18 protein-coding genes are annotated in these 22,388 nt (G+C 63.7%); 10 read left to right on the forward strand and 8 right to left on the reverse strand.

The window, feature by feature from the left end; translation table 11 throughout:
• Positions 1–137: 137 nt before the first annotated feature.
• A complete protein-coding gene (locus tag QEN71_RS01855; RefSeq protein ID WP_201651277.1) occupies positions 138–1,787 on the forward strand; it encodes a methyl-accepting chemotaxis protein in 1,650 nt (549 codons plus the stop codon).
• An 87-nt stretch (positions 1,788–1,874) separates the two neighbouring features.
• Here QEN71_RS01855 and QEN71_RS01860 read toward each other — a convergent pair whose 3' ends face one another.
• The 7 genes from QEN71_RS01860 to QEN71_RS01890 all read right to left on the reverse strand — a co-directional run bounded on the left by QEN71_RS01860 (position 1,875) and on the right by QEN71_RS01890 (position 8,463).
• The gene (locus QEN71_RS01860) at positions 1,875–2,684 is read right to left on the reverse strand and encodes a c-type cytochrome (protein WP_201651276.1); all 810 of its coding nucleotides are present in this window, start codon (positions 2,682–2,684) and stop codon (positions 1,875–1,877) included.
• Entirely contained in the window at positions 2,684–4,306 is a 1,623-nt protein-coding gene (locus QEN71_RS01865) for a b(o/a)3-type cytochrome-c oxidase subunit 1 (protein WP_201651275.1), read from the reverse strand. The genes QEN71_RS01860 and QEN71_RS01865 overlap by 1 nt, the downstream gene beginning before the upstream one ends.
• Positions 4,293–4,865, reverse strand: a complete 573-nt coding sequence (locus QEN71_RS01870; protein ID WP_028364993.1) for a cupredoxin domain-containing protein — start codon at positions 4,863–4,865, stop codon at positions 4,293–4,295. Before QEN71_RS01870 ends, QEN71_RS01865 begins: the two co-directional genes overlap by 14 nt.
• A gap of 2 nt (positions 4,866–4,867) precedes the next feature.
• On the reverse strand, positions 4,868–5,050 hold the full coding sequence (locus QEN71_RS01875) for a hypothetical protein (protein ID WP_201651274.1): 183 nt from the start codon (positions 5,048–5,050) through the stop codon (positions 4,868–4,870).
• Positions 5,051–5,090: 40 nt separating this feature from the next.
• Positions 5,091–6,377: a c-type cytochrome gene (locus QEN71_RS01880; protein ID WP_377791195.1), complete on the reverse strand. Its 1,287-nt coding sequence runs from the start codon at positions 6,375–6,377 to the stop codon at positions 5,091–5,093.
• 74 nt (positions 6,378–6,451) lie between these two features.
• Positions 6,452–7,063, reverse strand: coding sequence for a c-type cytochrome (locus QEN71_RS01885; protein ID WP_377791197.1), 612 nt, complete (start codon positions 7,061–7,063; stop codon positions 6,452–6,454).
• A 506-nt stretch (positions 7,064–7,569) separates the two neighbouring features.
• On the reverse strand, positions 7,570–8,463 hold the full coding sequence (locus QEN71_RS01890; protein ID WP_201651271.1) for a LysR family transcriptional regulator: 894 nt from the start codon (positions 8,461–8,463) through the stop codon (positions 7,570–7,572).
• A 98-nt stretch (positions 8,464–8,561) separates the two neighbouring features.
• On the opposite strand from QEN71_RS01890, the gene QEN71_RS01895 reads away from it, so the two are divergent.
• The 8 genes from QEN71_RS01895 (at position 8,562) to QEN71_RS01930 (ending at position 19,837) form a co-directional block, all read left to right on the forward strand.
• A complete protein-coding gene (locus QEN71_RS01895) occupies positions 8,562–9,854 on the forward strand; it encodes an MFS transporter (protein ID WP_233471841.1) in 1,293 nt (430 codons plus the stop codon).
• A gap of 653 nt (positions 9,855–10,507) precedes the next feature.
• Positions 10,508–11,161, forward strand: coding sequence for a response regulator transcription factor (locus tag QEN71_RS01900; RefSeq protein WP_201651270.1), 654 nt, complete (start codon positions 10,508–10,510; stop codon positions 11,159–11,161).
• Between the two features lie 114 nt (positions 11,162–11,275).
• Positions 11,276–11,980: a response regulator transcription factor gene (locus tag QEN71_RS01905; RefSeq protein ID WP_201651443.1), complete on the forward strand. Its 705-nt coding sequence runs from the start codon at positions 11,276–11,278 to the stop codon at positions 11,978–11,980.
• A gap of 85 nt (positions 11,981–12,065) precedes the next feature.
• Positions 12,066–12,707 (forward strand): response regulator transcription factor, encoded by a 642-nt coding sequence (locus tag QEN71_RS01910; RefSeq protein WP_201651269.1) that lies wholly within the window; start codon positions 12,066–12,068, stop codon positions 12,705–12,707.
• Positions 12,708–12,891: 184 nt separating this feature from the next.
• Complete coding sequence (locus tag QEN71_RS01915) at positions 12,892–13,635, forward strand: aquaporin (RefSeq protein ID WP_201651268.1); 744 nt, start codon at positions 12,892–12,894, stop codon at positions 13,633–13,635.
• A gap of 8 nt (positions 13,636–13,643) precedes the next feature.
• Entirely contained in the window at positions 13,644–18,101 is a 4,458-nt protein-coding gene (locus QEN71_RS01920) for an ATP-binding protein (protein ID WP_201651442.1), read from the forward strand.
• Between the two features lie 175 nt (positions 18,102–18,276).
• Positions 18,277–18,717, forward strand: a complete 441-nt coding sequence (locus QEN71_RS01925; protein WP_201651267.1) for a CHRD domain-containing protein — start codon at positions 18,277–18,279, stop codon at positions 18,715–18,717.
• A gap of 169 nt (positions 18,718–18,886) precedes the next feature.
• Complete coding sequence (locus QEN71_RS01930; RefSeq protein ID WP_201651266.1) at positions 18,887–19,837, forward strand: alpha/beta hydrolase; 951 nt, start codon at positions 18,887–18,889, stop codon at positions 19,835–19,837.
• On the opposite strand, the gene QEN71_RS01935 is transcribed toward QEN71_RS01930, so the two are convergent.
• Positions 19,807–20,649, reverse strand: coding sequence for an EcsC family protein (locus QEN71_RS01935; protein WP_201651265.1), 843 nt, complete (start codon positions 20,647–20,649; stop codon positions 19,807–19,809). The two genes, QEN71_RS01930 and QEN71_RS01935, sit on opposite strands and share 31 nt — an antisense overlap.
• Positions 20,650–20,787: 138 nt before the next feature.
• Between QEN71_RS01935 and QEN71_RS01940 the strand changes: the two genes are divergently transcribed.
• Complete coding sequence (locus tag QEN71_RS01940; protein WP_201651441.1) at positions 20,788–22,383, forward strand: MFS transporter; 1,596 nt, start codon at positions 20,788–20,790, stop codon at positions 22,381–22,383.
• The last annotated feature ends 5 nt before the right edge of the window (positions 22,384–22,388 follow it).

A 22,388-nucleotide genomic window follows, 5' to 3' on the forward strand; every position in this document is an offset into this window, starting at 1 on the left:
GAACTGGCCGTAACTGAAATTGTGGTGCATTTGCTTAAATTTTAATCGCGTTGCGGACCTTGCCTATGGGCCTGGGCGCAGCACGCCTGCCGTGGAACCGGGAGATTCCAGGCACGCGGCCATAGGAGACAAGGTTCATGTTGAAACGTCTTTCGATTCGCGCATACCTTACGTTGATGATCGTGCTGTTCGGCATCGTGTTGCTGATTGGCGCGGCAGCGGGGCTGTTGTCGCTGCGTGAGAGCAATGCGTCGCTGCAACAGATGTACACCGTCGACACGCCCGCCGTGGCCGACCTCGAAGGCAGTGCCGGACAGCTGCTGCGCCTGCGTCTCGCGCTGGCGACTTATGCTTCGCTGATCGAACTGAACGATCAGGAAGGCGCGGACGCCGTGCTCAAGCGTTTCGACACGTATCTGAAGGTGTCGAACGACCGGCTCTCGCATTACACCAGCAAGGCAAGCAACGACGCCGACGAACAGCGTCTCATCAAGGACATGCAGGACAAGCGCGACACCTTCCTGCGCGAAGGCGTCGAACCCGCGCTCGCGGCGCTCAAGTCCGGCGACAAGGCGGCATTCCAGCAGTTGCAGGCGCACAAGCTGTCGCCGCTCTACAGCGCGTTCGAAAAGGCGATGCTCACGCTCGAAAAGCTGCAGCTCGATCACGCCGAGCAGCGCTATCAGGACGCGCAGCAGCTGTTCTACACGATCAGCGTCGGCGTCGCGATCGGCATGGCGGCCACGCTGATCTTCGCGTGGATCGGGCGCGTGCTGATGGTGCGCGCGATCGTGCATCCCGTCGACGCCACGATCGATCAATTCCAGCGCATCGCGAACGGCGACCTGACGGGCCGCATCGATATTGTCGGCGACAACGAAATGGGACGTCTCGCGGCGGCGCTGCGCAAGATGCAGGAATCGCTGATCGCGACGGTGAGCACGGTGCGCCACGGCACGGATTCGATCGATACGGGTGTGAGCGAAATCGCCGCTGGCAACACGAATCTGTCGCAACGTACGGAAGAGCAGGCCGCGTCGCTCGAAGAGACGGCGGCGAGTATCGAAGAACTCACGTCGACGGTCAAGCAGACGGCCGACAACGCGAAGCAGGCAAGCTCGCTCGCGCAAGGCGCATCGACGCTCGCGGCGCAGGGCGGCGATCTCACGCAGCAGGTGGTCGGCACGATGCAGCAGATCGTCGACGACTCGCGGCGCATCGCGGACATCGTCGGCGTGATCGAAGGCATCGCGTTTCAGACCAACATTCTCGCGTTGAACGCAGCCGTCGAAGCGGCACGCGCCGGCGAGCAGGGACGCGGGTTCGCGGTCGTCGCGAGCGAGGTGCGATCGCTCGCGCAACGCAGCGCGGCAGCGGCGAAGGAAATCAAAGGCGTGATCGGCGAATCGACGGAACGCGTGACGGCGGGCGCGGATCTCGTGCAGCGTTCGGGTTCGACGATGACGGAGATCGTCGATGCGATCGCGCGCGTCAGCGCGATCATGGGAGAGATCGCCGAGGCCGCGACCGAGCAGAGCACGGGCATCGATCAGGTGAATCTCGCCGTTGCGCAGATGGACGAAGTGACGCAGCAGAACGCGGCGCTCGTCGAACAGGCTGCGGCAGCAGCGAGTTCGCTCGAAGAGCAGGCGCGTCGCCTGACGGACGCCGTCTCCGTGTTCAAGACGGATAGCGCGCAGGCAGCGTCGTCGCGTGTGGTCGCGCGCCGGGCAACTGTTCAGCAGCGGGAAACGGCGATGCCGCTGGAGGCGGCGGAAGCGGTCTGAACGTAACGGAAAAAGCGGTACGAAACAAAACGGCGGTGCAGGCATTCACGCTTGCACCGCCGTTTTTCTTTTCAACGCGTTACGCGATCAAGGCCGCTGCGCGTAATACTTCGCGACGCCGTCGATTTCTTCCGGCGTCATGTGGCGCGCGACGTTGCGCATCTGTTCGTTGATGTCGTTGCGCCGGTCGCCGTCTGCGAACGCGCGCAATTGCGCCGCCATGTACACCGACGACTGCCCGCCCAGCCACGGCGCGGCGCCCTTGCGATCGCGATCACCGTGACACGCTGCGCAGGGCGCGATGTTGCGCATCGGCGAGCCTTCGTTGACGAGCTTGCGGATGCTCTCGTCTTCGGCCGTGCGCTGCTCGACGGCGGCGGGACGCGGCAGCGTCGAGTAGTAGTTTGCGAGATCGTGCAGATCGCGATCGTTCAGACGCGCGATGATCGGCGGCATGATCGAGTTCACGCGCTGCCCGCTCTGGTAGTCGCGCAATTGCTTGTAGATCACGTCGGCATACTGCCCGGCGAGCACGGGCGCCGTGACCTGGATCAGACTTTCCACGCCGTGACACATCGAGCAGTTCTGCGCGAGCGTCGCACCGCGTCCGATCGACTCGGCGCTCGGCCGCTCGCGGCCCCACGGCGGCGCGGGCGGCAACACGATCACATTGCTCGGCGCGGGGCCGGCGATGTTCTCGCTTTGCGTGTACCAGCTCGACGGCACGCCTGCCGCGCTGCAGATCGTCGCCCACAATCCGCGTTGCGTGAAGTCGGGATGCTTCGACGGCAGCCAGATGAAGCCGATCAGAATCGCCACGACGGCAATGGCGATCGTGCCGAGCACGCTCGACGTGAACCATCGGTTGCTGAAGCTGAAGACGCGTTCTTCGTTCATCACCGCGCTCCCACCGACACGGCCGGCACCGACGTCTGCTGCAAACCGAGCAGCTGCGCGATGGGGACGCTGTAGTTGACCACCGTCAGTCCGATCATCAGCGCGACCCACAGACCCAAGCCGTTCAGCGCGGCAGGCACGCGCTCGACGGGATGCACGGTCGCGCTGAAACGGAACTGCTTCGGCTGCTCGACAATGCCGAACTGCGATTTCGCGAGGATGTACAGGAACAGAAAGCCGGATATCACGAGAATGAACCCGCCGAACGCCGACACGGCGACCCAGATCGCTTGCGGCGCGATCGCGGGATTGCTGTAGTCGTAGTAAGCCATGCGGCGCGGCGCGCCGAGCAGTCCGACGTAGTGCCAGGGCAGCGTGACGACCATCATGCCGATGAACCACAGCCACAACTGCCAGCGCACCATCCGCACGGAGCAGATCGCGCGGCCCGTCAGTTGCGGCCACAGTTCATACGCGATCGCGAAGTACATGATGACGATCGCGCCGCCGAAGATCAGATGGAAGTGCCCCGTCACCCACTGCGTATTGTGGATCGTTTCGTTCAGCTGATAGCTCATGTTGATGAGCCCGCCCGCGCCGCCGAAGCCGAGCATGATGAACGAGAACGCGATGACGAGCATCATCGGGTTGTCCCACGGCAGCGCCTTCAGCCAGCCGAACGCGCCCTTGCCGCCGCGCAGTCTTCCCGCAATTTCCACCGACGCGCAGATCGTGAACACGGTCAGCAGCGTCGGCACCGACACCATGCCCGTGAACACGGCGTGCACGAACTTGAAGCCCGCGCCGACCTGCGGATCGGCGAACAGGTGGTGAATGCCGATCGGCATCGCGAACACGAGGAACAGGATGAACGACACGCGCGCCATCGAATCGCTGTACAGCCTGCCGCCGATCGCGCGCGGCACCAGCGTGTAATACGCGATGTACGACGGCACCAGCCAGAAATAGACGATCGCGTGCAGCGTCCACGAGAAGAGCACGCGGGCGAGGCCGGCGTCGATCGTCGACTTCAGGCCGAGCGCGACGGGCAGAATCTGGAACAGGATTTCGAGCGCCGCGCCGACGGCCGTCCACGCCCACAGATACGCGCCCGCCACGTTCGCGTACATCGCAAGCGGCACCGGCTTGCCAGGGTTTGCGCGCTTCCAGATGCGCAGATTGATGCCCATCAGCGCGACCCAGATCCACGAGCCGACCACGACGAGCACGACGCCGAGATAGTAGAACGGACTGCCGATCATCGGCGGATAGAAGGTGAAGAGCACCGAGGCCTGGCCAGCCGCGACGGGGATCATCGCCATCACCGCGCCGACCGCGAGCAGGATGAGCGCGGCCCATGCCCACTTCAGGCCGACAAGTGCCTGCTGCAATGCGAGTTCGACGATCGCGTAGCCGAACCCCATCGCCACCAGCGTGGGCAGCACATAGGCCATCACGGTGCCGTGCGCCGTCACCGAGCGGTAATACAGCTCCGGTTCGCCGATCCACGGATGCAGCGGACTGCGCACGAGCATCTGCCATGCGCCCAGCAGCAGCGCGACACCGAACGAGATGAACGCGAGCCAGAAGTGCGCGAGAACGAGTCGCTTAGCGTGAAACACAGCTGAGCCTCCGGTTTTGTTTGGCCTGTTCGAAGAAGGCAGCTTTGTCGATGACCTTCACGTGCGCCCACATCGTCTGATGGCCGAAGCCGCAGAACTCGTGACAGGGCATCAAATGGTCGGCGGGTTGCGGGAAGGAGGAGGAGAACGTCGCGACATAGCCGGGCACGACCATCGTGTTGATGTTCGTGTCCGTGACGAGCAGTCCGTGCACGACGTCGGCGCTCGTCGTGCGGAACGTGATGTCGGTGTCGGCGGGCACGAGCAGACATTGCGGCGTGAACGAGTACTGCTGCGCAATGAAGCGCACGACCACGGAGCCGTCCGGCTCGACCGCGCTGCCGAGATTGCTCTCGACAAACTCGCCCGACATCTGCAGCCGCGACGGGTCGATCGTTTCGACGCGCGACGGCGGCATCATCGCCCAGTGCAGGCCCGAGTACACGACGACCACGAGCATGAAGACGACGATCGCGATGACGAAATACGCCCAGCGTTTTTCCGAGCGCTCGGCGACGGCATGGCCGCTATCCGGGGAATGGGAAGGTTGGGTCGACATGATCAGTGAATGACGCCACGCGGCAGAAACACGAGAAAGTAGAAGCCGATCCACAATGCCAGCACGACCACGGCCGCCACACCCGCGACCGCGATCGCGCCGTGCGGGCCTTGTGCGACGATGCGTTCGACTTCGTCGTCCGAAGCGTTGCCTTCGTGGTCGCCGGAGTGCTTACCAGGGTCCATCTAGAGATCTCCGAGGACAGGTTGATGCGATTGATGTGAGCTAGTGCAGCGGCGCCTTGCGCAGTTCGTTGACCTGTTTCGCCGTCACAGGCAGGCCGTGGTTGCCCCACGCCGTGCGGATATACGTGACGACGGCGGCTGCGTCGGCGTCGTTCAGTTCCTGCGCGAACGGCGGCATGCCGTACGGTTCGGGATTGCGTCGCGTGCCGGGCGGGAAGCCGCCGTTCAGCACGATGCGGATCGGGTTGACGGCCGAGTCCATTTCGATCGACTGGTTGCGCGCGAGGGGCGGGTAGTGCTGCAGCTTGCCTTCGCCATGCTCGCCGTGACAGGTCGCGCACTTCTGCATGTAGATGCGCTGGCCCGTTTCGAACACGGCCGGTTTCACGGTCGCCGACGGGCCCGTCTTGCGGCCGGGATCGTTGTCGGGCAGCGTCTTCAGATAGACGGCCATCGCTTTCACGTCGTCGTCGGTCATGTATTGCAGGCTGTGATACGTGACTTCGGCCATCGGGCCGTAGACCGCGCCGCGATCCGAAATGCCCGCCTGCAACAGATCGACGATGTCCTTGATGCTCCAGTCGCCGAGACCGCCGTCCTTGTCGGATGTCAGCGACGGCGCGTACCAGTTCTGCACGGGAATCAGCCCGCCCGCGAACTGCTCGCTCTTCGACGAACCGCCGAGCAGATTGATCTTCGTATGGCACATCGAGCAATGGCCGAGTCCTTCGACCAGATACGCGCCGCGGTTCCATTCGACGGAGCGACTCGGGTTCGGCTGGAACTCGCCTTCGCGGAAATACAGCGAGCGCCAGCCGACCAGCAGTTCGCGCTGGTTGAACGGGAATCGCAGTTCATGTTTGCGATTCGGCTGATGCACGGCTTCCACCGACTTCAGATACGCGAAGATCGCGTCGGAGTCTTCGCGCGTGACCTTCGTGTAGGCCGCGATCGGCATCGCGGGATAGATGAGCTTGCCGTCCGGGCTCTTGCCCGTGCGCATCATCTTGAAGAAGTCGTCAGCCGTCCATTTGCCGATGCCGTATTCGTTGTCCGGGCTGATGTTCGGCGTGTACAGCGTGCCGAACGGCGTCTCCATCGCGAGCCCGCCGCCGAAGGTCTTGCCGCGCGGCGCCGTGTGACACGCGACGCAATCGCCCGCGCGCGCCAGATATTCGCCGCGCACGACCTGTTCGGAGCGTGTTCCGGCGGCTGCGGGTGCGGCAGTGTCGGCGGCATGTGCATCGACGACAACGGCAAGCGCGAACGCAGCGCCGGCTGCAAGCGGCAGCGTCATGCGGCGTGTCAATCGAGCGGCTCGTTGCATGCGCGTCACAACATTAATCGACGCAGAGTTGATCGAGATCAAGCCAGGCGAAACAAAGCGAAGGGAGAGAGTCTTCATTCCGGTTGGCTCCCACATGCGAGCGGCAGCTTGCCGGGCAATCGCGGCACGGGACGCGGATCGGCGGGACGCGGCTGGCGCGCGAGCCAGCTCGAGACGGCCGTGATGTCCTTGTCGTTGAGTTTGACGGCGATGGTATGCATGCAGTCCGGCGCGAGCGCGTGACGCGTGCCCGAGCGCCATGTGCCCATCTGTCCCGCGATGTAGCTCGCATGCAGACCGAGCAGGCCGGGAATGCCCGGCTGCTGTCCCGTCAGCCGCGCGCCGTGACACGCGACACACGCGGGAATGCCGCGCTTCGCGTCGCCTTGCATGACGAGCTGCTTGCCGTAATCGAGCGTCGCTTGCGGCAGCGGATTCGTATCGGCATTCGGATAGGGCGGCTGCATGTCGGCGAAATACTGGCTGATCTTGCGCAGATAGTCGTCGGGCAGAAACGCGAGCAGATAGCCCATCGGCGGATAGGTGCGGCCGCCGTCGCGGAAAGCTTGCAACTGGTTGAACAGATACTCGGCGGGCTTGCCTGCGATGCGCGGGAAATAATCGTTGTTGCGTCCCTGGCCCTGCACGCCGTGACAGGTCGTGCACGCATGCATTTTCTCGTCCATTGTGGACGGCGCGGGCGCGTCATTCGAAGCGGCAAACGATGGCCTCGCACACACGGTGCAAAGAGCGCATAACAGCAACAGGATCGAAGAGCCGATGGTTCTGCGATGCACGACTGGCCTCGTAGGGAAATAGGGTTTCTAAATTTCGTTGTGTGATACCCCGAGGAAGAGTCGCGTGGCGCTCTTCACTCTTGCTTCTCTACCGCGGCCGCCTAAGCGACCCAGGACATGCAAATGATTGATGCTCTTACATGCGCGGCGCCGACAGTCTATGCAAGCCGGCTCGCGCGCGCAGAAGAGGGTGCGACATGGTGCGGGGCGCCCCTCGCGCCTGCCGTCGATCCCGCCAACGCTTTGTCACCTTCGGTGGTTACGTTAGGTCATCAGGATGACGTAGGCATTGCAAACATCATAGGTGGCAATCGGCGGTGTTTCAACGCACGGCAAAAAGCGTCTGCAGACGTTGCCGCGTCAATCGGGCATACTCGCAGACCGCCGTCTGCCGCTCAGGCAAGCAAACGCATGAACGCTTCGCGCGCATTGGTGACGAGCTCGCTTTCGCCGGGACGTCCGGGCAGCAGATGGAACTCGACGGCGGGCAACTGAGGCAGGCTGATTGCAGGCGGGCAGGGCACCATGCCCGAACCGATCGACGATTCGTTCAGACATGAAATGCCGAGTCCCGCCTTCAATGCCAGTTGAAGACCGGCCATGCCCGATGCCGAATGCGATACGAGGTACGGCACCCTGCTTTCATCGAGCAAGCGGACGACGAAGCGCTGCAGCTGACAGGTCGACGGCAGCAGCACGAGATGAAAGGGCGTGGCGATGTGCCTTGGGTCGGCATCGGCGGACATCGCCCAGACCAGCTTCTCGCGTCGCACGACGGTGCTGGCGGCAGTCGGCCTGCCCGACGCGACCCGCTTCGCGCCCGGCGCGACGATGCGCAGCGACAGACCGATGTCGAACGTGCCGTCGTCTTCGACGCCGCTGTCGATCACCGCGCTCGGCAGCACCGTCACATGCAGCCGCAACCGAGGATGCTGCTCCGAGAACATCTTCAGCACGCGCGCGACATCGTGCGGACGGTAGTAATCGGTGATCGCGATACGCAACTCGCCGTCGAGCGCGCGCCCTTGCAGGTCTTCGAACGCGGCTTCGCTCATCGCGAGGATGCGGCGCGCGTGATCCAGCAGCTTCGCGCCCGCAGGCGTCGCCGTGACGCCCAGTTTGCCGCGCAGGAAGAGCGGCTGGCCGGCGCGCTCCTCAAGCTTCTTCAGTTGCTCGCTCGCCGACGACTGCGACAGGAACACGCGATCGGCGCCAGCCGACACGCTGCCCGCTTCCGCGACGGCCACGAAGGTGCGCAACTGCGCGAGGTCGAACGCCCGCTGGTTCATGTTTCGGATTCTCCGATGGATGACATCCTATTTTCCCGCTTTTCCGATTGAACGCGCAACCCTACGATAAGCACCAACCGAGTCATCCGGAGGTCATCGTGGGACAAGCTTTTCAGGCATTGGGAACATCAGGCGGGTTGGGCGTCGATCATCGCTGGAAGGTGCTGGGCGTCGGTTTCGCCGCGAACGCGAGCTTCGCGGCCGCATTTTCCGGCATTCCGACGACGGCGATCTTTCTGCGTAACGGCTATCACATCGACAACGGCGGATTGGGTCTGGTGCTCGGCATGCTCGGGCTCGGCATTGCCGTCAGCGAGCTGCCGTGGGGACTGCTCACCGATCGTTGGGGCGACCGGCGCGTGCTGCTGCTCGGTCTGCTGACGACGGCCGCCGCGCTCGCGGCGATGGCCGGCTTCGTCGTGCCGCACGGCGCCGACGTGCCCGGCATCGTGCCGCTCGCGCTCGGACTTCTGGCGGTCGGGCTGCTTGGCGGAAGCGTGAACGGGTCGAGCGGGCGCGCCGTGATGGCATGGTTTCGCGAAGGCGAACGCGGTCTCGCGATGAGCATCCGGCAAACGGCTGTGCCCGCGGGCGGCGGACTCGGCGCGCTGACGCTGCCGTCGCTTGCCTCGCACTTCGGTTTTGCGGCGGTGTATGGCGTGCTTGCCGCGCTGTGCGCCGTGACGGGCTGGTTCGCGTGGCGCTGGCTGCATGAGCCGCCGGAGTCGGCTGCGTCTGCTGCTTCGGCTGCGCCCAGTGCGAGTGCGCAGGGCGCCTCGCCGCTGCGCGATATCGGTGTGTGGCGCGTCGCATTGGGAATTGGCGTGCTGTGCGTGCCGCAACTCGCCGTCGTCACGTTTGCGACGGTGTTCCTGCATGACTTCGGACGCGTGGGCGTGGTCGGCATCAGCGCGACGATGGCGGCCGTCCAGACGGGCGCGGCAGTGGCCCGCGTCTGGAGCGGGCGCTGGACCGACCGGCACGGAAACCGTCGCCAGTACATGCGCGTATGCAGCGTGCTGACGGCGCTGCTGTTCGCGACGCTCGCGCTGATCGCAGCAGCGGGCGCGGGCGGCGCGCACGGTTTCTTGACGGTCGTGCTCGCGGCGATGGTCGTGCTGGGCGGCGTCAGTGCATCCGCGTGGCATGGCGTTGCCTACACCGAACTCGCGACGCTCGCAGGGACACGCCGTGCCGGAACCGCACTCGCGATGGGCAACACGTGCGCCTTCATGACCTTGTTCGTCACGCCGCTCGCGATTCCGCCGTTGCTTGCTGCAACTTCCTGGCCGGTGGTCTGGGCCATTGCGAGTCTGTGCGCGCTGATCGCGCTGCCGGTTTTCCCGAGGCCGCTGCGCGCGGCGCGGTACGGAGCGCGCGTGCGGGCGTGATCGAACGGGCATAGATCTCGATGCGGTTTTTTGGGGCGTTCGGCTATCCGTCGAATGCCCCTTCTTTATTTTGTGATCGACTTAAATCGAAAACATTCTGTGTCGCAGATTCGATATGGTCTGTCTGATTTTTCTGTCTTGAAAGTCGGAATTATTTTAAATTCTATCGATTGAAGTTTATTTGCATAAGCAGGTTCTTCTTTCACGACTATATCGAATGGCCAAAAAACTCGCGATGCATATAATTCTTATGCCGAATCGCATGTGTATCGATTGGATTATGCGAGAATTGCCACGATGAACTCTATGTCTCCTTCCTTGGAAGCCCGTTGTAGCAAGGCTTCCTAAAAGCTATTCCGAAATTTCGGAAGTGGCGTGATGAAAATGGATGGGCACTGTCTTATTCGAGTGGTTCAAAGTCGGTAATTCCTCAGCGGTTTTTCAAAATCATCTTTGAATCAGTCATTGATTCGGAAATCTCTGATATTCCGTTTTTGCCGAAGATGTTTAGATTCGGTTTGTCGGAACGCGATCCGTTATTTGTCCGGGGGCGGTCTCTCAAAGCGGGCTCTTTTTGACTCGCTTCGAAATGGACGTTTCGACATCGATAAACACAAACCAAAAAGCAGGCGGCAACTTTGAACCTTCGAATCATGCTGGCAGACGATCACCCGTTTGTTCTGCTCGGTATCCGGGCCACGCTGATCGCGCATGGAGGATTCACGGTCGTCGGCGAGGCGACGAGCCCTTCGTCGCTTGTTCAACTGATGGAAAACGCGCCATGCGACGTGCTGGTCACGGATCTGACCATGCCGGGTGCGTCGGGGGACGCCGACGACGGGCTCCGGCTCATCCGGCGCATACGCAGCGGCTGGCCGGAGGTTCGCATCGTCGTGCTGACCAGCCTGACCAACGCGGCCATTCTCCGGTCCATCATGTCCGACGGCGTGATCGGCATGCTCAACAAGAGCGAATCGATGGACGAGCTGGCCGCCGCCATACGCGCGGCCGGCACGGGGCGCTCCTACGTGAGCCGGTCGATCCTTCAGACGCTCGCGGAGGCGAGCGGCGAGCCGTTCGGCATGTCGCCCATGCGTTACCTTTCTCCGCGCCAGTCCGAAGTGATCGGCATGTTCGTGCGCGGCAAGTCCATCTCCGAAATCGCCCGCGATCTGGGGCGGGACGTTCGAACGGTTAGCCGGCAAAAGCGCGACGCAATGGCGAAGCTTGGCGTCAGCAACGATCCCGGCCTGTTTGCCTTCGTGCGCGCGTACGGTCTCGCACAAGAGATAATTCGGGATCACTAACTATATTTCGGAGAAATCTTATGTCTGGGGAAAACTGGATATCTGATTCTCGCCGGCTAGAGATCGCCGGATCTATATCAAGTTACAAGAAACAGGGAGAGACCACGCGTGAATATGAGGAAGGATGTGACACCGCCAATCCGCACCATCATCGCCGACGATCATCCGCTCGTCTTGCTGGCGATGGAAAATCTGATGTCGGGATTTCCCAACATCGAAATTGTCGGCAAGGCGACAGATTCATCCGAGTTGTTCGCTGAGGCGCAGCGTGTCAAATGCGAACTCGTCATCATGGATCTCTACATGCCGGGCGGCATACACGGTGACGGCACCGAGATGGTCCGGCAGTTCAAGGAGCGTCATCCTGATGTCGTCGTAGTCGTGCTGACGATGGAAACGTCGGCCGACGCACTGCAAAAGGTGCTCGCGCTCGGTGTGGGTGCGGTTGTGAGCAAGCGCGACCGCATCGACCTGATTCACGTGGCGATCATCACTGCGCTGGCGCGCGAATGCTATGTCGGTCCTGCCATTCGCGCCTTGCTCGCCGACGCTACCTTGTCGCGCCGGATCGACTATGTCAGGCAGGTTCTGTCGCGACGCGAACTCGAGGTGCTGACGCAATACGCGACGGGGCGAGGCGTCACCGAAATCGCGCTAAGGCTTGGCCGTAGCGTCAAGACGATCAGCGCGCAGAAGTGCACGGCGATGCGCAAGCTGTCGCTGCAAAGCGATGCCGATCTGTTCCGATTCGCCGTCGAACATGGTCTGGTGCCCGACGATCAACCCATTGCGGCAAGCAGGACAGGCGGACGAGGCTGACGCAGCGCAACTGTGGGCATAACGAAATGACCGTCCTCGAGGGGACGCTGTACGGCGACGGTCTACCAACAAGTACAGAACAAGAATGGAAAACAAGATTCGCGTCATCGTCGCCGACGATCACGCGTGCGTGCGCGTGGGCGTCAGGTTTTTGCTGGAGCAGATCAGCCATGTATCGGTCGTTGGTGAGGCGGACAGCACGCAGGCGCTCGCCGAGTTGCTGGACGTATGCACGTGCGACGTCGTCGTGACGGACATCGGCATGCCGGGCATCGACGGCGAGAGCAATGCAATCCAGTTCCTGAGACGTGTGATGCACCACACGCCGCATTTGCCCATCGTCGTACTCACGATGATCCATCAACCGTCGATCCTGATGGGGTTGCTGCAGCATGGCGTCGCCGCGATCGTTGACAAGCGCGACATGACCGCTTCGTTGATTCACGCGATCGACGCGGTGTTGACGGGCCAGGGCTATCTGTCCAACCACGCGCGCGCAGCGATCGCGAAGGCGGGCACTCCGCAACCACGATCGGGCGTGATGAGTGCCGGCGAATGGAAAGTCTTCACGATGTACGTAAGCGGTATGACGATCAGCCAGATTGCGGTCCGGCTCAATCGCAGCGCGAAGACGATCAGCACGCAGAAGCGCAACGCCATGCGCAAGCTCGGGCTGGAAACGGAAGCTGACGTGATCGACTACGCCTGTCAGATCGGTCTCACCTGATCGCATTTTTCGGAATTGTCCGATTTTCGGCCCTGTTCACGGAATCAAAAATCTCCGGTTGGACTCCCGGATCGTGGGGTGTCGTGTCACGTAATTGATTCGTAATGCAAATCAAATGTGAAACGCACAACTCATTTGATCCGTCTCAAAGGATGGTCGGAGCGGGGCAGTTTCCGGAGGATGCATGTCAGGGCTGGGAAAGCGATTGATCGTGGAAGGCGCCGGGACGGCGTGGCTCGTGTTCATCGGGTGCGGCACCGCCGCGCTCAACACCGGCGCGCAGGGCATCGGTGTGATAGCCGTGCCGCTCGCATTCGGTCTGGCGCTCGCTACGGCGACATACGTTCTCGGACGTTTTTCCGGCGCGCACTTCAATCCCGCCGTCACCGTCGCTTTCGTCACAGCGCAACGGTTTCCCGTCCGCGATCTCGCTCCCTATATCGCCGCGCAGGTGCTCGGCGCGGCCGCGGGCGCTGCGCTGCTCGTGTATATCGCGAGTGGCCGTCCCGGTTTCGAGCTGGCGTCGAGCGAGTTCGGCGCGACGGGATATGGCGACCATTCTCCCGCTGACTACTCGCTGCATTCGGCGCTGGCCGTCGAAATCACCATGTCGTTCGCGTTCGTGCTGGCGCGCATGCTGGTGTCGAACGGCCGCTGGGCGAACCTGGTCGGACCGCTCGTCGCGGGCTTGTGGCTGATGCTCGGTTACGTCGTCGCGACGCCCGTCACGAATGCTTCGCTGAACCCCGCGCGCTCGACGGGACCGGCGCTGTTCGTCGGCGACTGGGCGCTCGACCAGTTGTGGCTCTTCTGGGCTGCTCCACTCGCAGGCGGCGTGCTGGCGGGGTTGCTGCACTCGCGTGTATTCGGAGAGCCACGCGATGTTTTCATGCAGCGCCGCGAAGACCGTCGCGGCGAGTCGGCGTGAGCGCGCTCATGTATTGCTCACTCGTCCCGTCGCAGATCCCCTCTCATTCGACACATCGCACCTTGCGGACCCGCGTTCGCCACGCCCTGACAGCCACTTTTGCCCTGTTGTGCACGTTGTTGCTCGGCATTCAACCCGCGCAAGCCGCACCTGGCGCGCATCCGTCCGGGTTTCCTGCGAGGCTGACGGTCGGCGTGCTCGCCAGCGGCTGGCCGCCGTTCGAGATGTTCCAGGACGGCAACTACGCCGGGATGAGCGTCGACTATCTGCGTGCGATCGTCGGGCCTGACGTCGAAATCACGACGAAGACGTTTCCCGACATGGACCGATTGCTTGCGGCCGCGTGCGCGAATCGCGTCGACATCGTGACGAGCATCGCGCGCACGCCGGAACGTGAGCATTGCCTGTCGTTTTCAACGCCGTATTTCCGTGGATCGACGTCCGCCGTCACGCTGGCAAGCAGGGCAACGGCGTTGTCCGGCCAGCAGCAGGTGCAAGCCGCGCGCGTCGCCGTCGAGCGCGGCTTCGCGCTTGGCGCCGTGCTGCGAGAGCGCTTCCCGCATGCGCAGTTCGATTCCTTCGACGACACACGCTCCGCATTGCAGGCGATCAGGCAAGGCCAGGACAACGTGTACTTCGGCTTCACACCGGCAGTGCGTCATTATCTGGCCGATCCGGAATTTAGCGGGCTGGCCATCGCGTTCGAAGAAACGGGGCAGGTGAGCGAAATGCGCTTCGCCGTTCCCGTCGCGAGGTCCGATTTGCGCGACAAGCTGGACCGTGGGCTCACTGCGCTTCAGCACGAAGACGAAGCCGCGATCCGGGCGCGCTGGCTCGGCGGCAGTTTCGAAGCGCGGCCCGCGTCGGCGGCGTCGAATCTTGTGCTAAGCCGCGACGAACAGGCGTGGCTTCGAACCTTGCCGCCCCTGACCGTCGGCTTCGACGGCGACTGGGCGCCATTCAGCGCGCTCGACGAGTTAGGTCGTCCGTCAGGCATCGCTGCCGACTATCTCGACTACCTGAGCCGGTCGTTGGGTATCACGCTTCGTCGCGTGCCGGCAAAGGATTGGCCGGGCACGCTTGCGGGTTTCCAGCGCGGCGACATCGCGCTGCTTGCTACGGCCAATCGCAACGATCCCAGGCTGGATCGGGCAACTTTCACCCACGCATATGAAACCTATCCGCTCGTCATCGTGGCGCGCGAAGCCGAACCCGCCGCACGCAGCCTGAGCGATTTCGCGGCGCGCCGCATCCTGGTGTCCGTCCATAGCAAAGGGGCGGTGCCTTTCCAGTCGTATGGCGTCGCGGCGGCTCATGTGAGCGTCGCCCCGAGAGTGGACGCAGCGTTGAAATTTCTGGCGGCGGGCGGCGCCGATGCATTGGTCGGCAACGTCGCGGAAATCGACGCCGCGTTGGCGGGGCAATACGCGGGCGTGCTGAAGATCGTCGGTACGGTGCGTGAGCCGGACCCCGTCGGCTTTGCGGTTCGCGCCGATCTCGCGCCGCTGGCCGGGCTGATCGACCGTGCGCTGCTGGCGATGCCCGCGCCGGAGCATCAGCGCATTCGCCAGAAATGGGTGACGGGCGACGCGCGGCCGCGAGGCGGCTGGAGCGTGACTGCGCTGCGGCTGCTGCCCGTGCTGATCGGCATCGGTGTGATCCTGCTGGTGACGTTGCGGGCATACGTGCTGTTGCAGCGCGAAGTCGGCCGGCGCGAGCGCACGGAGCGCGAGCTCGAATCGCAACTGAATTTTCAGCAGACGATGATGGAGATGGTCCCGTATCCGCTCGTCGCCAAAGATCTGCAGGGGCGCTACATCGCCGTCAATCGCGCGTACGAAGAAGCGACGGGGCTCCGGCATGAAATGGTGATCGGCCGCACGAGCGCCGACGTGCACGCGTGGGGCGAGGACAACAGCCTGCGTCTCGAACAGCTGACGCGCGACGCGCTGCAAAACGGCTCGGCCACGCAAATCGAACTGCAGTTCGAGAGTCGCGATGGCGATAGCCGGCACGGCCTTTTCTGCGTGTGTGTGTGCGAGGACGCGGGCGGCGCGCCGCTCTGCGTGCTCGGCACGCTCGTCGATATCACCGACATTCGTCGCGCGGAAATGCTGGCAAACGAAACGCAACGGCGTCTCATCGACGTGACCGGCTCGCTGCCGGCAGTGGTTTTCCAGCTGCGCCGCGGGCTCGATGGCGAGTACACGTTCCCGTATGTCGGCGGCGACACCGAACATCTGTTGGGCTACGACAGCGCCGTGCTGATGCGCAGCGCGGCGCTCGACTTCGGCACGATCTGCACGGAAGACCGTCCGGGCGTCGTGGCAGCGCTCGAGCGTTCCGCCGCGTCGTCTGAACCGCTGCACCTGGAATTTCGGATCGACGGTCCCTCCGAGCAGCGCTGGGTTCGCGCCGAACTCGTACCGCGCCGCGAGGCGAGCGGCGCGACGGTATGGAGCGGCTATTGGGTCGACGCGAGCGTCGAACGGCTGCGCGCCGACGAACTGGCGCATGCGCGCGATCTGGCCGAAGCCGCGTCGCGCGCGAAGGACGACTTCCTCGCGATGATGAGCCACGAAATCCGCACGCCGATGAACGGCGTGCTGGGTCTCGTCGAAGTGCTCGAACGTACGCGGCTCGACGCCGACCAGGGCGAAATGCTCGGGATGATTCATGAGTCGGCGGGCGCGCTGCTGCAGATTCTCGACGACCTGCTCGACTATTCGAAGATCGAGGCGGGACGCCTGACGATCGAGTCCGAGCCGATCGACTTGCGCGATCTGGTCGATACCGCAGTCGGTCTGTTGGCAGGGCGCGCGCATGAGAAAGGTCTGAAGGTGCGTGTCGATGTCGACCCGCAGGTTGCCGCGACGCTGCGAGGCGACAGCGTGCGCTTGCGACAAATCCTGTTCAATCTGCTTGGCAACGCGATCAAGTTCACGCCGCAAGGCGAGGTCGACATCGACGTGCAGGTGGTCGAGCAGAGCGCGCACGGTCAAACGGTCGAGATCACCGTCGACGACACGGGCATCGGCATTGCGCCCGACGTTCAGGCGCGGCTGTTCGAGCCTTTCGTGCAGGCGGAATCGTCGACCACGCGGCGCTTCGGCGGTACCGGTCTCGGACTGACGATCTGCCGCAAGCTGGTCGCGCTGATGGGCGGCACGCTGTCGTTGTCGAGCACGCCGGGCGAAGGTACCCGCATGACGTTGCGTCTGCTGATGCCGCTCGACATGCAGCATTACCGCGCGGGCGGTTTGCGCGGCAAGCGCGGCATCGTGTTCACCTCCGATGCGCCCGTCGCAACGGCTCTCGTCCATTTCGGCGCGGCGCTCGGTCTCGAACTGCGATGCGCGCGCGGGGCCGGATTTCCTGATGCGACAACGCCGCAAGACGTGGATCTGGTTTTCGTCGGCGATGGCGTTGAGCTGCCTGTCGAGATCGCGCAATCGAACGCGAAAATCATCAGTCTGACCGAGAAGCCGAAGCCGACCGGCTACCGGATCGTCGATAACGCGGTGCGTGTCAGTATCAATCCGATTTCGTGGCGCGGTTTGAGCGCGGCGTGCGCCGCGGCGCTGACGGGGCTGTCGCCGACGCCCGCGCGTCAACCCGGCGCGGCGGAAGCCGTCACCGCGCCGCCCGATCGCGAGCGGGCGATCACTTGCGGCCGGCTCGTACTCGTCGCCGAAGACCATCCCGTCAATCAGGAACTGATCCGTCATCAACTGGCGTTACTCGGCTTTGCGTGCGACGTCGTCAACGATGGCGCCGAGGCGCTCGAAGCCCTCGATGCAACGCCATACGGCTTCCTGATCACCGACTGCCACATGCCGAGGATGTCCGGTTACGAACTGGCGCGTGCGGTTCGCGACAAGGAGCGTGAGACGGGTGCGCGTCTGCCGATACTCGGCATTACCGCGAACACCGCGCCGGAAGATCTGAACGCGTGCCGCGAAGCCGGCATGGACGATTGCCTCGTCAAACCGACGCGTCTCGCCACCTTGCGCGAGTATCTCAGCCGCTGGTTCGGCGCGGAGGGTACACGGTCTGTCGGGCAAAGCGAAGCGCCCGCTGTTGTTGCGCAGGACACGCGTCCTCAAGACGCGGCCAGCATCGCGTACGTGCCCGTCGATCTCAGCCAGTTGACGCAGATCTGGGGCAGCGAATCGACCGTCAAGTCGTTACTCGATGCGTTCGTGTCAGCGGTGCGCGACGATCTGCGTGCACTGCCGCCGCTGCTGAACGAGCCGGACGTCGGCGCGTTGCGTCAATGGCACCATCGGGTCGCGGGCGCCGTGGGCGTGCTGCAGTATCCGCCGTTGCTCGGCGTGCTCGAACGCTATCGTCATCAGTTGACGAGCGCGCCGTCCGAGCTGTTGCGCAGCGAAGGCATCGCGCTCGTCCGCCTGTGTAACACGATGCTCGATGGCATCGAAGAGCAGGCGGCGTTGCTCGCCTGACTCTGCGCTTCCCGTCTTCTTTCCGCCCGCTTCGCAAGCCTTTGCGTGACTGCGCATGCGTCACGCGCTGTGCTTCGAATTGCACTAGTATGTGCTGGCGCATGAATTGGCGTGGCCGCCCAGGCCTTGCACAAGAAGCGATGCCAGCGCGGCGCGCAAAGACTCGGAGAGAACAATGATTGCGATTCGAAAGCTGAGCATGGTGGCGGTTGTGTGGGCGTTGGCGTCGGCGTCGGGTGTTGCGCTGGCGGACACGGTGGAACTGAAGGCAGACCTCGAGCCGTCGAGCGAAGTGCCACCGCGCGTGAGCAAGGGACACGGCGCATTGGACGCTACGTTCGATACGTCGACGAGGACGCTCAAGTGGACGGCCACTTACGAGAGCCTGTCGGGGCCCGCGACGATGGCGCACTTCCACGGACCGGCGCCCGTCGGTCAGAACGCGAAGGTGCAGGTGCCCATCGAGAAGAATGCGCTGGCGAGCCCGATGAAGGGTTCCGCGACGCTCACGGAACAGCAGGTCACGGACCTGATGGCGGGCCAGTGGTACTTCAATATTCACACCGCGCAGAACCCGACGGGCGAGATTCGCGGTCAGGTGTTGCCGGCGAATTAAACAAACCAGGCAAGACAAAAAGATGGCCGGAACCGCGCACGGCGGTTCCGGCCATTTGCATTTCAAACGCAGCGTGGCGCCTTATGCATCCAGTAGAAGCCGCCGTCGACCGCGCCGTGCCGAAAGCCACGTACCATGGGCGCTTGACTGTCGATTGGAGAATGCTCCGATGAGTTGGCAAAGCGCCCTCGCGTGCTGGTTTCTGCGCCGTCAGTTTCATCCGCAGACACGACATCCGACCATCAGCGCCGAACGCGCGCGCAAGATGACCGCGAAGCGTGCCTATACGCCGCGCGTGCCTTCCGGCTGGACTTTGCACGAACGATATGGCGCGCACGACGGACCGCTGCGCGGTGAGTGGCTGACGCGCGTCGACGGCAGACACGCGGCCACGATTCTTTATCTGCATGGCGGCGGCTACTACTTCTGTTCCCCGCAGACGCATCGCGCGGCGTCGTTCGGTCTGGCGGCGCGGAGCGGGGCGCGTGTGTTTTCGCTCGACTACCGGCTCGCGCCCGAACACCCGTTTCCCGCCGCGCTCGACGATGCGCTCGCCGCGTATCGTCGTTTGATCGAAGACGGCGCGAAGCCGGAGTCGATCGTGATCGCGGGCGATTCGGCGGGCGGCGGCCTGGCGCTAGCGACGCTCGTCGCGTTGCGCGATGCCGGCGAGCCGTTGCCGGCCGGCGCGATCCTGTTTTCACCGTGGACCGATCTCGCGGCGACGGGCGCGTCGCTGGAAACCAACGACGGCGTCGATCCGATGTTCCACGGTCCGTCGATCGCGCGGGCCGCGAAGCTCTATCTGGGCGACACGTCCGCGACGCATCCGTACGCGTCGCCGCTGTACGCCGACCTGAAAGGCTTGCCGCCGCTTTTCATGCAGGTGAGCAGCACGGAAGTGTTGCTCGACGATTCGCGCCGTGTCGCCGACAAGGCACGCGCGGCGGGCGTCGAGATCGACTTCGAGATCTGGCGCAAGATGCCGCACGTGTGGCAACTCTGGGTGCCGTTCATTCCCGAAGCGGGGCGTGCGCTCGATCTTGCCGCGCGCTTCGTGAAACGCGTGACGAGCGAGTCGCGCAACGTTCAGCCTTCGAGCGAAACGTCGATCGCCTGATACGCGGCTTGGACGGCATCCGTGCCGTACTGGCGTTCGAGCCGCCGCACCGTGAAGTGCCCGTGCGCGACCTGCTGGAAGTGATCGATGAACACGGTGTTGACCATCGCGCCGAGCACCGCGCCGATCGCGGGAATCGACTTCGCGGCGATCTGCTCGCTCACCTGCACCGAGAAGCGCGACGCGATCGTGTTCAACAGGCGCAGCAGCGCCGCCGAGCCGTGCGTCGTGAAGCCCTTCGTCGCGATTTCCGACGACGCCTTCGACACCGCCTGCGCCAGCGCGCCGCGCATGATGAAGTAGCCGTAGTCGGCGTCGTCGTCGGCTTTGGACGTGCCGCCCATGCCGAGCACCGTCAGACATTGCAGCTGCGTATCGACGGACGTCAGATCCTCGCCCTCGCTGCGCGCGATGTCGCAGATCGAGCGGAACATCAGCGTCGTCGTCACGGGCAGTTCCACAGGCAGCGCGAACAGCCCGAACGCGCCGCCCGCCGCGCCCGTCGTCGCGACGGCGAACTTGTGCAGCAGATTGCTCGGCCGGTCGCTGACGCCGAGCGGCGCGCCGCCCATCGGACGGCCGAGCGTGCGCAGCGCGATCTGCAGGCATTTGCGCAGCGCGAGTTGCGTCGCGTCGTTGACCTTGTCGCTGGCGATGGACGGCATCCGCGAGATCAGCTTTTCCATCGGCGAGCCGACGATGCTGGCGAGTTTCATCGCGAGCGCGGGACTTTCGAGTTCGTGTTTGGCGCGGCGCAGTGTTGCGAGATCGTCGGCGGAAAGCGGCGCGGCGGCGAGCATCGTGGGTTCCATGAGTCTCCCTGACTTCGGCGGATTGAGTTTTTTGACGCATCCGGTGCAGCGGCTGCGTTCGAATGCACGCACATTTAGAGCCATCCCGCATGGTATGATTCCGTATCGTTGACGCGTCAACAGTTGTTTCATCAAAAAATGGCCGTGCATACCGCCGCTCACCATTCGAGTGGGCAAGTTTTACCGTTCCGGGAATCGCTGCTGGCGATGCTGGGCGTTTCTTTCGTGTCGATGCTGGTTGCGCTCGACCAGACCGTAGTCGGCACCGCGCTGCCGACGATCGTCGCGGATCTCAAGGGTTTCGAGCTGTACGCGTGGGTTGCGACGTCCTATCTGCTGACCTCGGTGATCACCGTGCCGATCTTCGGCAGACTCGGCGACTATTACGGGCGCAAGCCGTTCGTGATCGCGTCGATCATCGTGTTCACGGCGGCTTCCGTGCTCTGCGGCGCGGCCAACAACATGCTTTTTCTGGTGATTGCGCGCGGCCTGCAGGGCATCGGCGGCGGCATGCTGGTCGGCACCGCGTTCGCCTGCATTCCCGATCTCTTTCCGGATTCGGTCGTGCGTCTGCGCTGGCAGGTGCTGATGAGTTCGGCGTTCGGCATTGCGAACGCGGTGGGCCCGTCGCTCGGCGGTTTTCTGACGCAGTACTACGGCTGGCGCTCGGTGTTCTACGTGAATCTGCCCGTCGGCCTGCTGTCGCTGTTTTTCGTGTGGCGCTATCTGCCGCATCTTCGGCATGTCGTGCACGAAGGCAAGATGCGGCTTGACTGGCCCGGTGCGTTGCTGATTGCGCTGTCGCTCGGCAGCTTGCAGATGTTCGTCGAACTGCTGCCGAAGCATGGCTTGTCGGCGTCGGCCGTCGGCTTGCTGGTGGTGAGCGTCGCGTGCGCGATCGCGCTGTGGAAGTGGGAAAAGCGCTTCCCGCAAGCCATTCTTCCCGTCGACATGTTCCGCAACCGGAGCCTGTCCGCGCTGTTCGTGCTGGCCGTGCTCGGCGGCTTCGCGATGTTTTCACTGCTGTTCTACGCGCCGCTGCTGTTCCAGGGCGGCTTCGGCATGACGCCGAACGAGGCGGGGCTGGTGATTACGCCGCTCGTCGTGTTCATCACGATCGGCAGCATCGCGAACGGGCGCATCGTGTCGCGCATTCCGAATCCGAACGTGATGCTGTTCATCGGCTTCGCACTGTTTGCGGCGGCGTCGCTCGGCGTGGTGATCGCGACGCGCTCGATGCCGCGCGAGCTCCTGATGCTGTTCATGACGCTCGGCGGTCTCGGCCTCGGCTTCGTGCTGCCGAACCTCACCGTGTTCGCGCAGCAGACGGCGGGCCGCGAGCATCTCGGCATCGCGACGGCGCTGCTGCAATCGCTGCGGATGATCGGCGGGATGATCGGCACGGCGCTGACGGGCACGCTCGTCACGCATATGTACGCGAGCGGCGTGCGCAGCGCGCTCGACGGCGATCACGCGAGCCAATGGTTCGCCGATCTCGGCGATCCGCAGATTCTCGTGAATCGCGATGCGCAGCAGACGCTTCTGAGCGCACTCGCGCACGCGGGTCACAATGGCGCGTTGCTGCTGGAATCGGCGCGCGAATCGCTGGTGGGCGCGATTCACATTGGCCTCGCGCTCGGCGCAATGGTGTCGCTGTTCGCGATCTGGCAGAGCCGGCGCGTGCCGCCCGTCAAGTTACGCAAGCAGGTCGAGCCGGTCGTCCATGTAGACTGACGGAC

This window comes from Paraburkholderia sabiae (assembly GCF_030412785.1).
Lineage (GTDB): Bacteria > Pseudomonadota > Gammaproteobacteria > Burkholderiales > Burkholderiaceae > Paraburkholderia > Paraburkholderia sabiae.

What these genes read in the sequence shown, in the direction of transcription:
- QEN71_RS01915 (WP_201651268.1), top strand. Translation starts at nt 12,892, where the DNA reads ATGTCAGGGCTGGGAAAGCGATTGATCGTGGAAGGCGCCGGGACGGCG.
- QEN71_RS01870 (WP_028364993.1), bottom strand. Translation starts at nt 4,865, where the DNA reads ATGTCGACCCAACCTTCCCATTCCCCGGATAGCGGCCATGCCGTCGCC.
- QEN71_RS01940 (WP_201651441.1), top strand. Translation starts at nt 20,788, where the DNA reads ATGGCCGTGCATACCGCCGCTCACCATTCGAGTGGGCAAGTTTTACCG.
- QEN71_RS01890 (WP_201651271.1), bottom strand. Translation starts at nt 8,463, where the DNA reads ATGAACCAGCGGGCGTTCGACCTCGCGCAGTTGCGCACCTTCGTGGCC.
- QEN71_RS01875 (WP_201651274.1), bottom strand. Translation starts at nt 5,050, where the DNA reads ATGGACCCTGGTAAGCACTCCGGCGACCACGAAGGCAACGCTTCGGAC.
- QEN71_RS01920 (WP_201651442.1), top strand. Translation starts at nt 13,644, where the DNA reads ATGTATTGCTCACTCGTCCCGTCGCAGATCCCCTCTCATTCGACACAT.
- QEN71_RS01935 (WP_201651265.1), bottom strand. Translation starts at nt 20,649, where the DNA reads ATGGAACCCACGATGCTCGCCGCCGCGCCGCTTTCCGCCGACGATCTC.
- QEN71_RS01900 (WP_201651270.1), top strand. Translation starts at nt 10,508, where the DNA reads ATGCTGGCAGACGATCACCCGTTTGTTCTGCTCGGTATCCGGGCCACG.
- QEN71_RS01905 (WP_201651443.1), top strand. Translation starts at nt 11,276, where the DNA reads ATGAGGAAGGATGTGACACCGCCAATCCGCACCATCATCGCCGACGAT.
- QEN71_RS01925 (WP_201651267.1), top strand. Translation starts at nt 18,277, where the DNA reads ATGATTGCGATTCGAAAGCTGAGCATGGTGGCGGTTGTGTGGGCGTTG.
- QEN71_RS01880 (WP_377791195.1), bottom strand. Translation starts at nt 6,377, where the DNA reads ATGCAACGAGCCGCTCGATTGACACGCCGCATGACGCTGCCGCTTGCA.
- QEN71_RS01855 (WP_201651277.1), top strand. Translation starts at nt 138, where the DNA reads ATGTTGAAACGTCTTTCGATTCGCGCATACCTTACGTTGATGATCGTG.
- QEN71_RS01930 (WP_201651266.1), top strand. Translation starts at nt 18,887, where the DNA reads ATGAGTTGGCAAAGCGCCCTCGCGTGCTGGTTTCTGCGCCGTCAGTTT.
- QEN71_RS01910 (WP_201651269.1), top strand. Translation starts at nt 12,066, where the DNA reads ATGGAAAACAAGATTCGCGTCATCGTCGCCGACGATCACGCGTGCGTG.
- QEN71_RS01860 (WP_201651276.1), bottom strand. Translation starts at nt 2,684, where the DNA reads ATGAACGAAGAACGCGTCTTCAGCTTCAGCAACCGATGGTTCACGTCG.
- QEN71_RS01885 (WP_377791197.1), bottom strand. Translation starts at nt 7,063, where the DNA reads ATGGACGAGAAAATGCATGCGTGCACGACCTGTCACGGCGTGCAGGGC.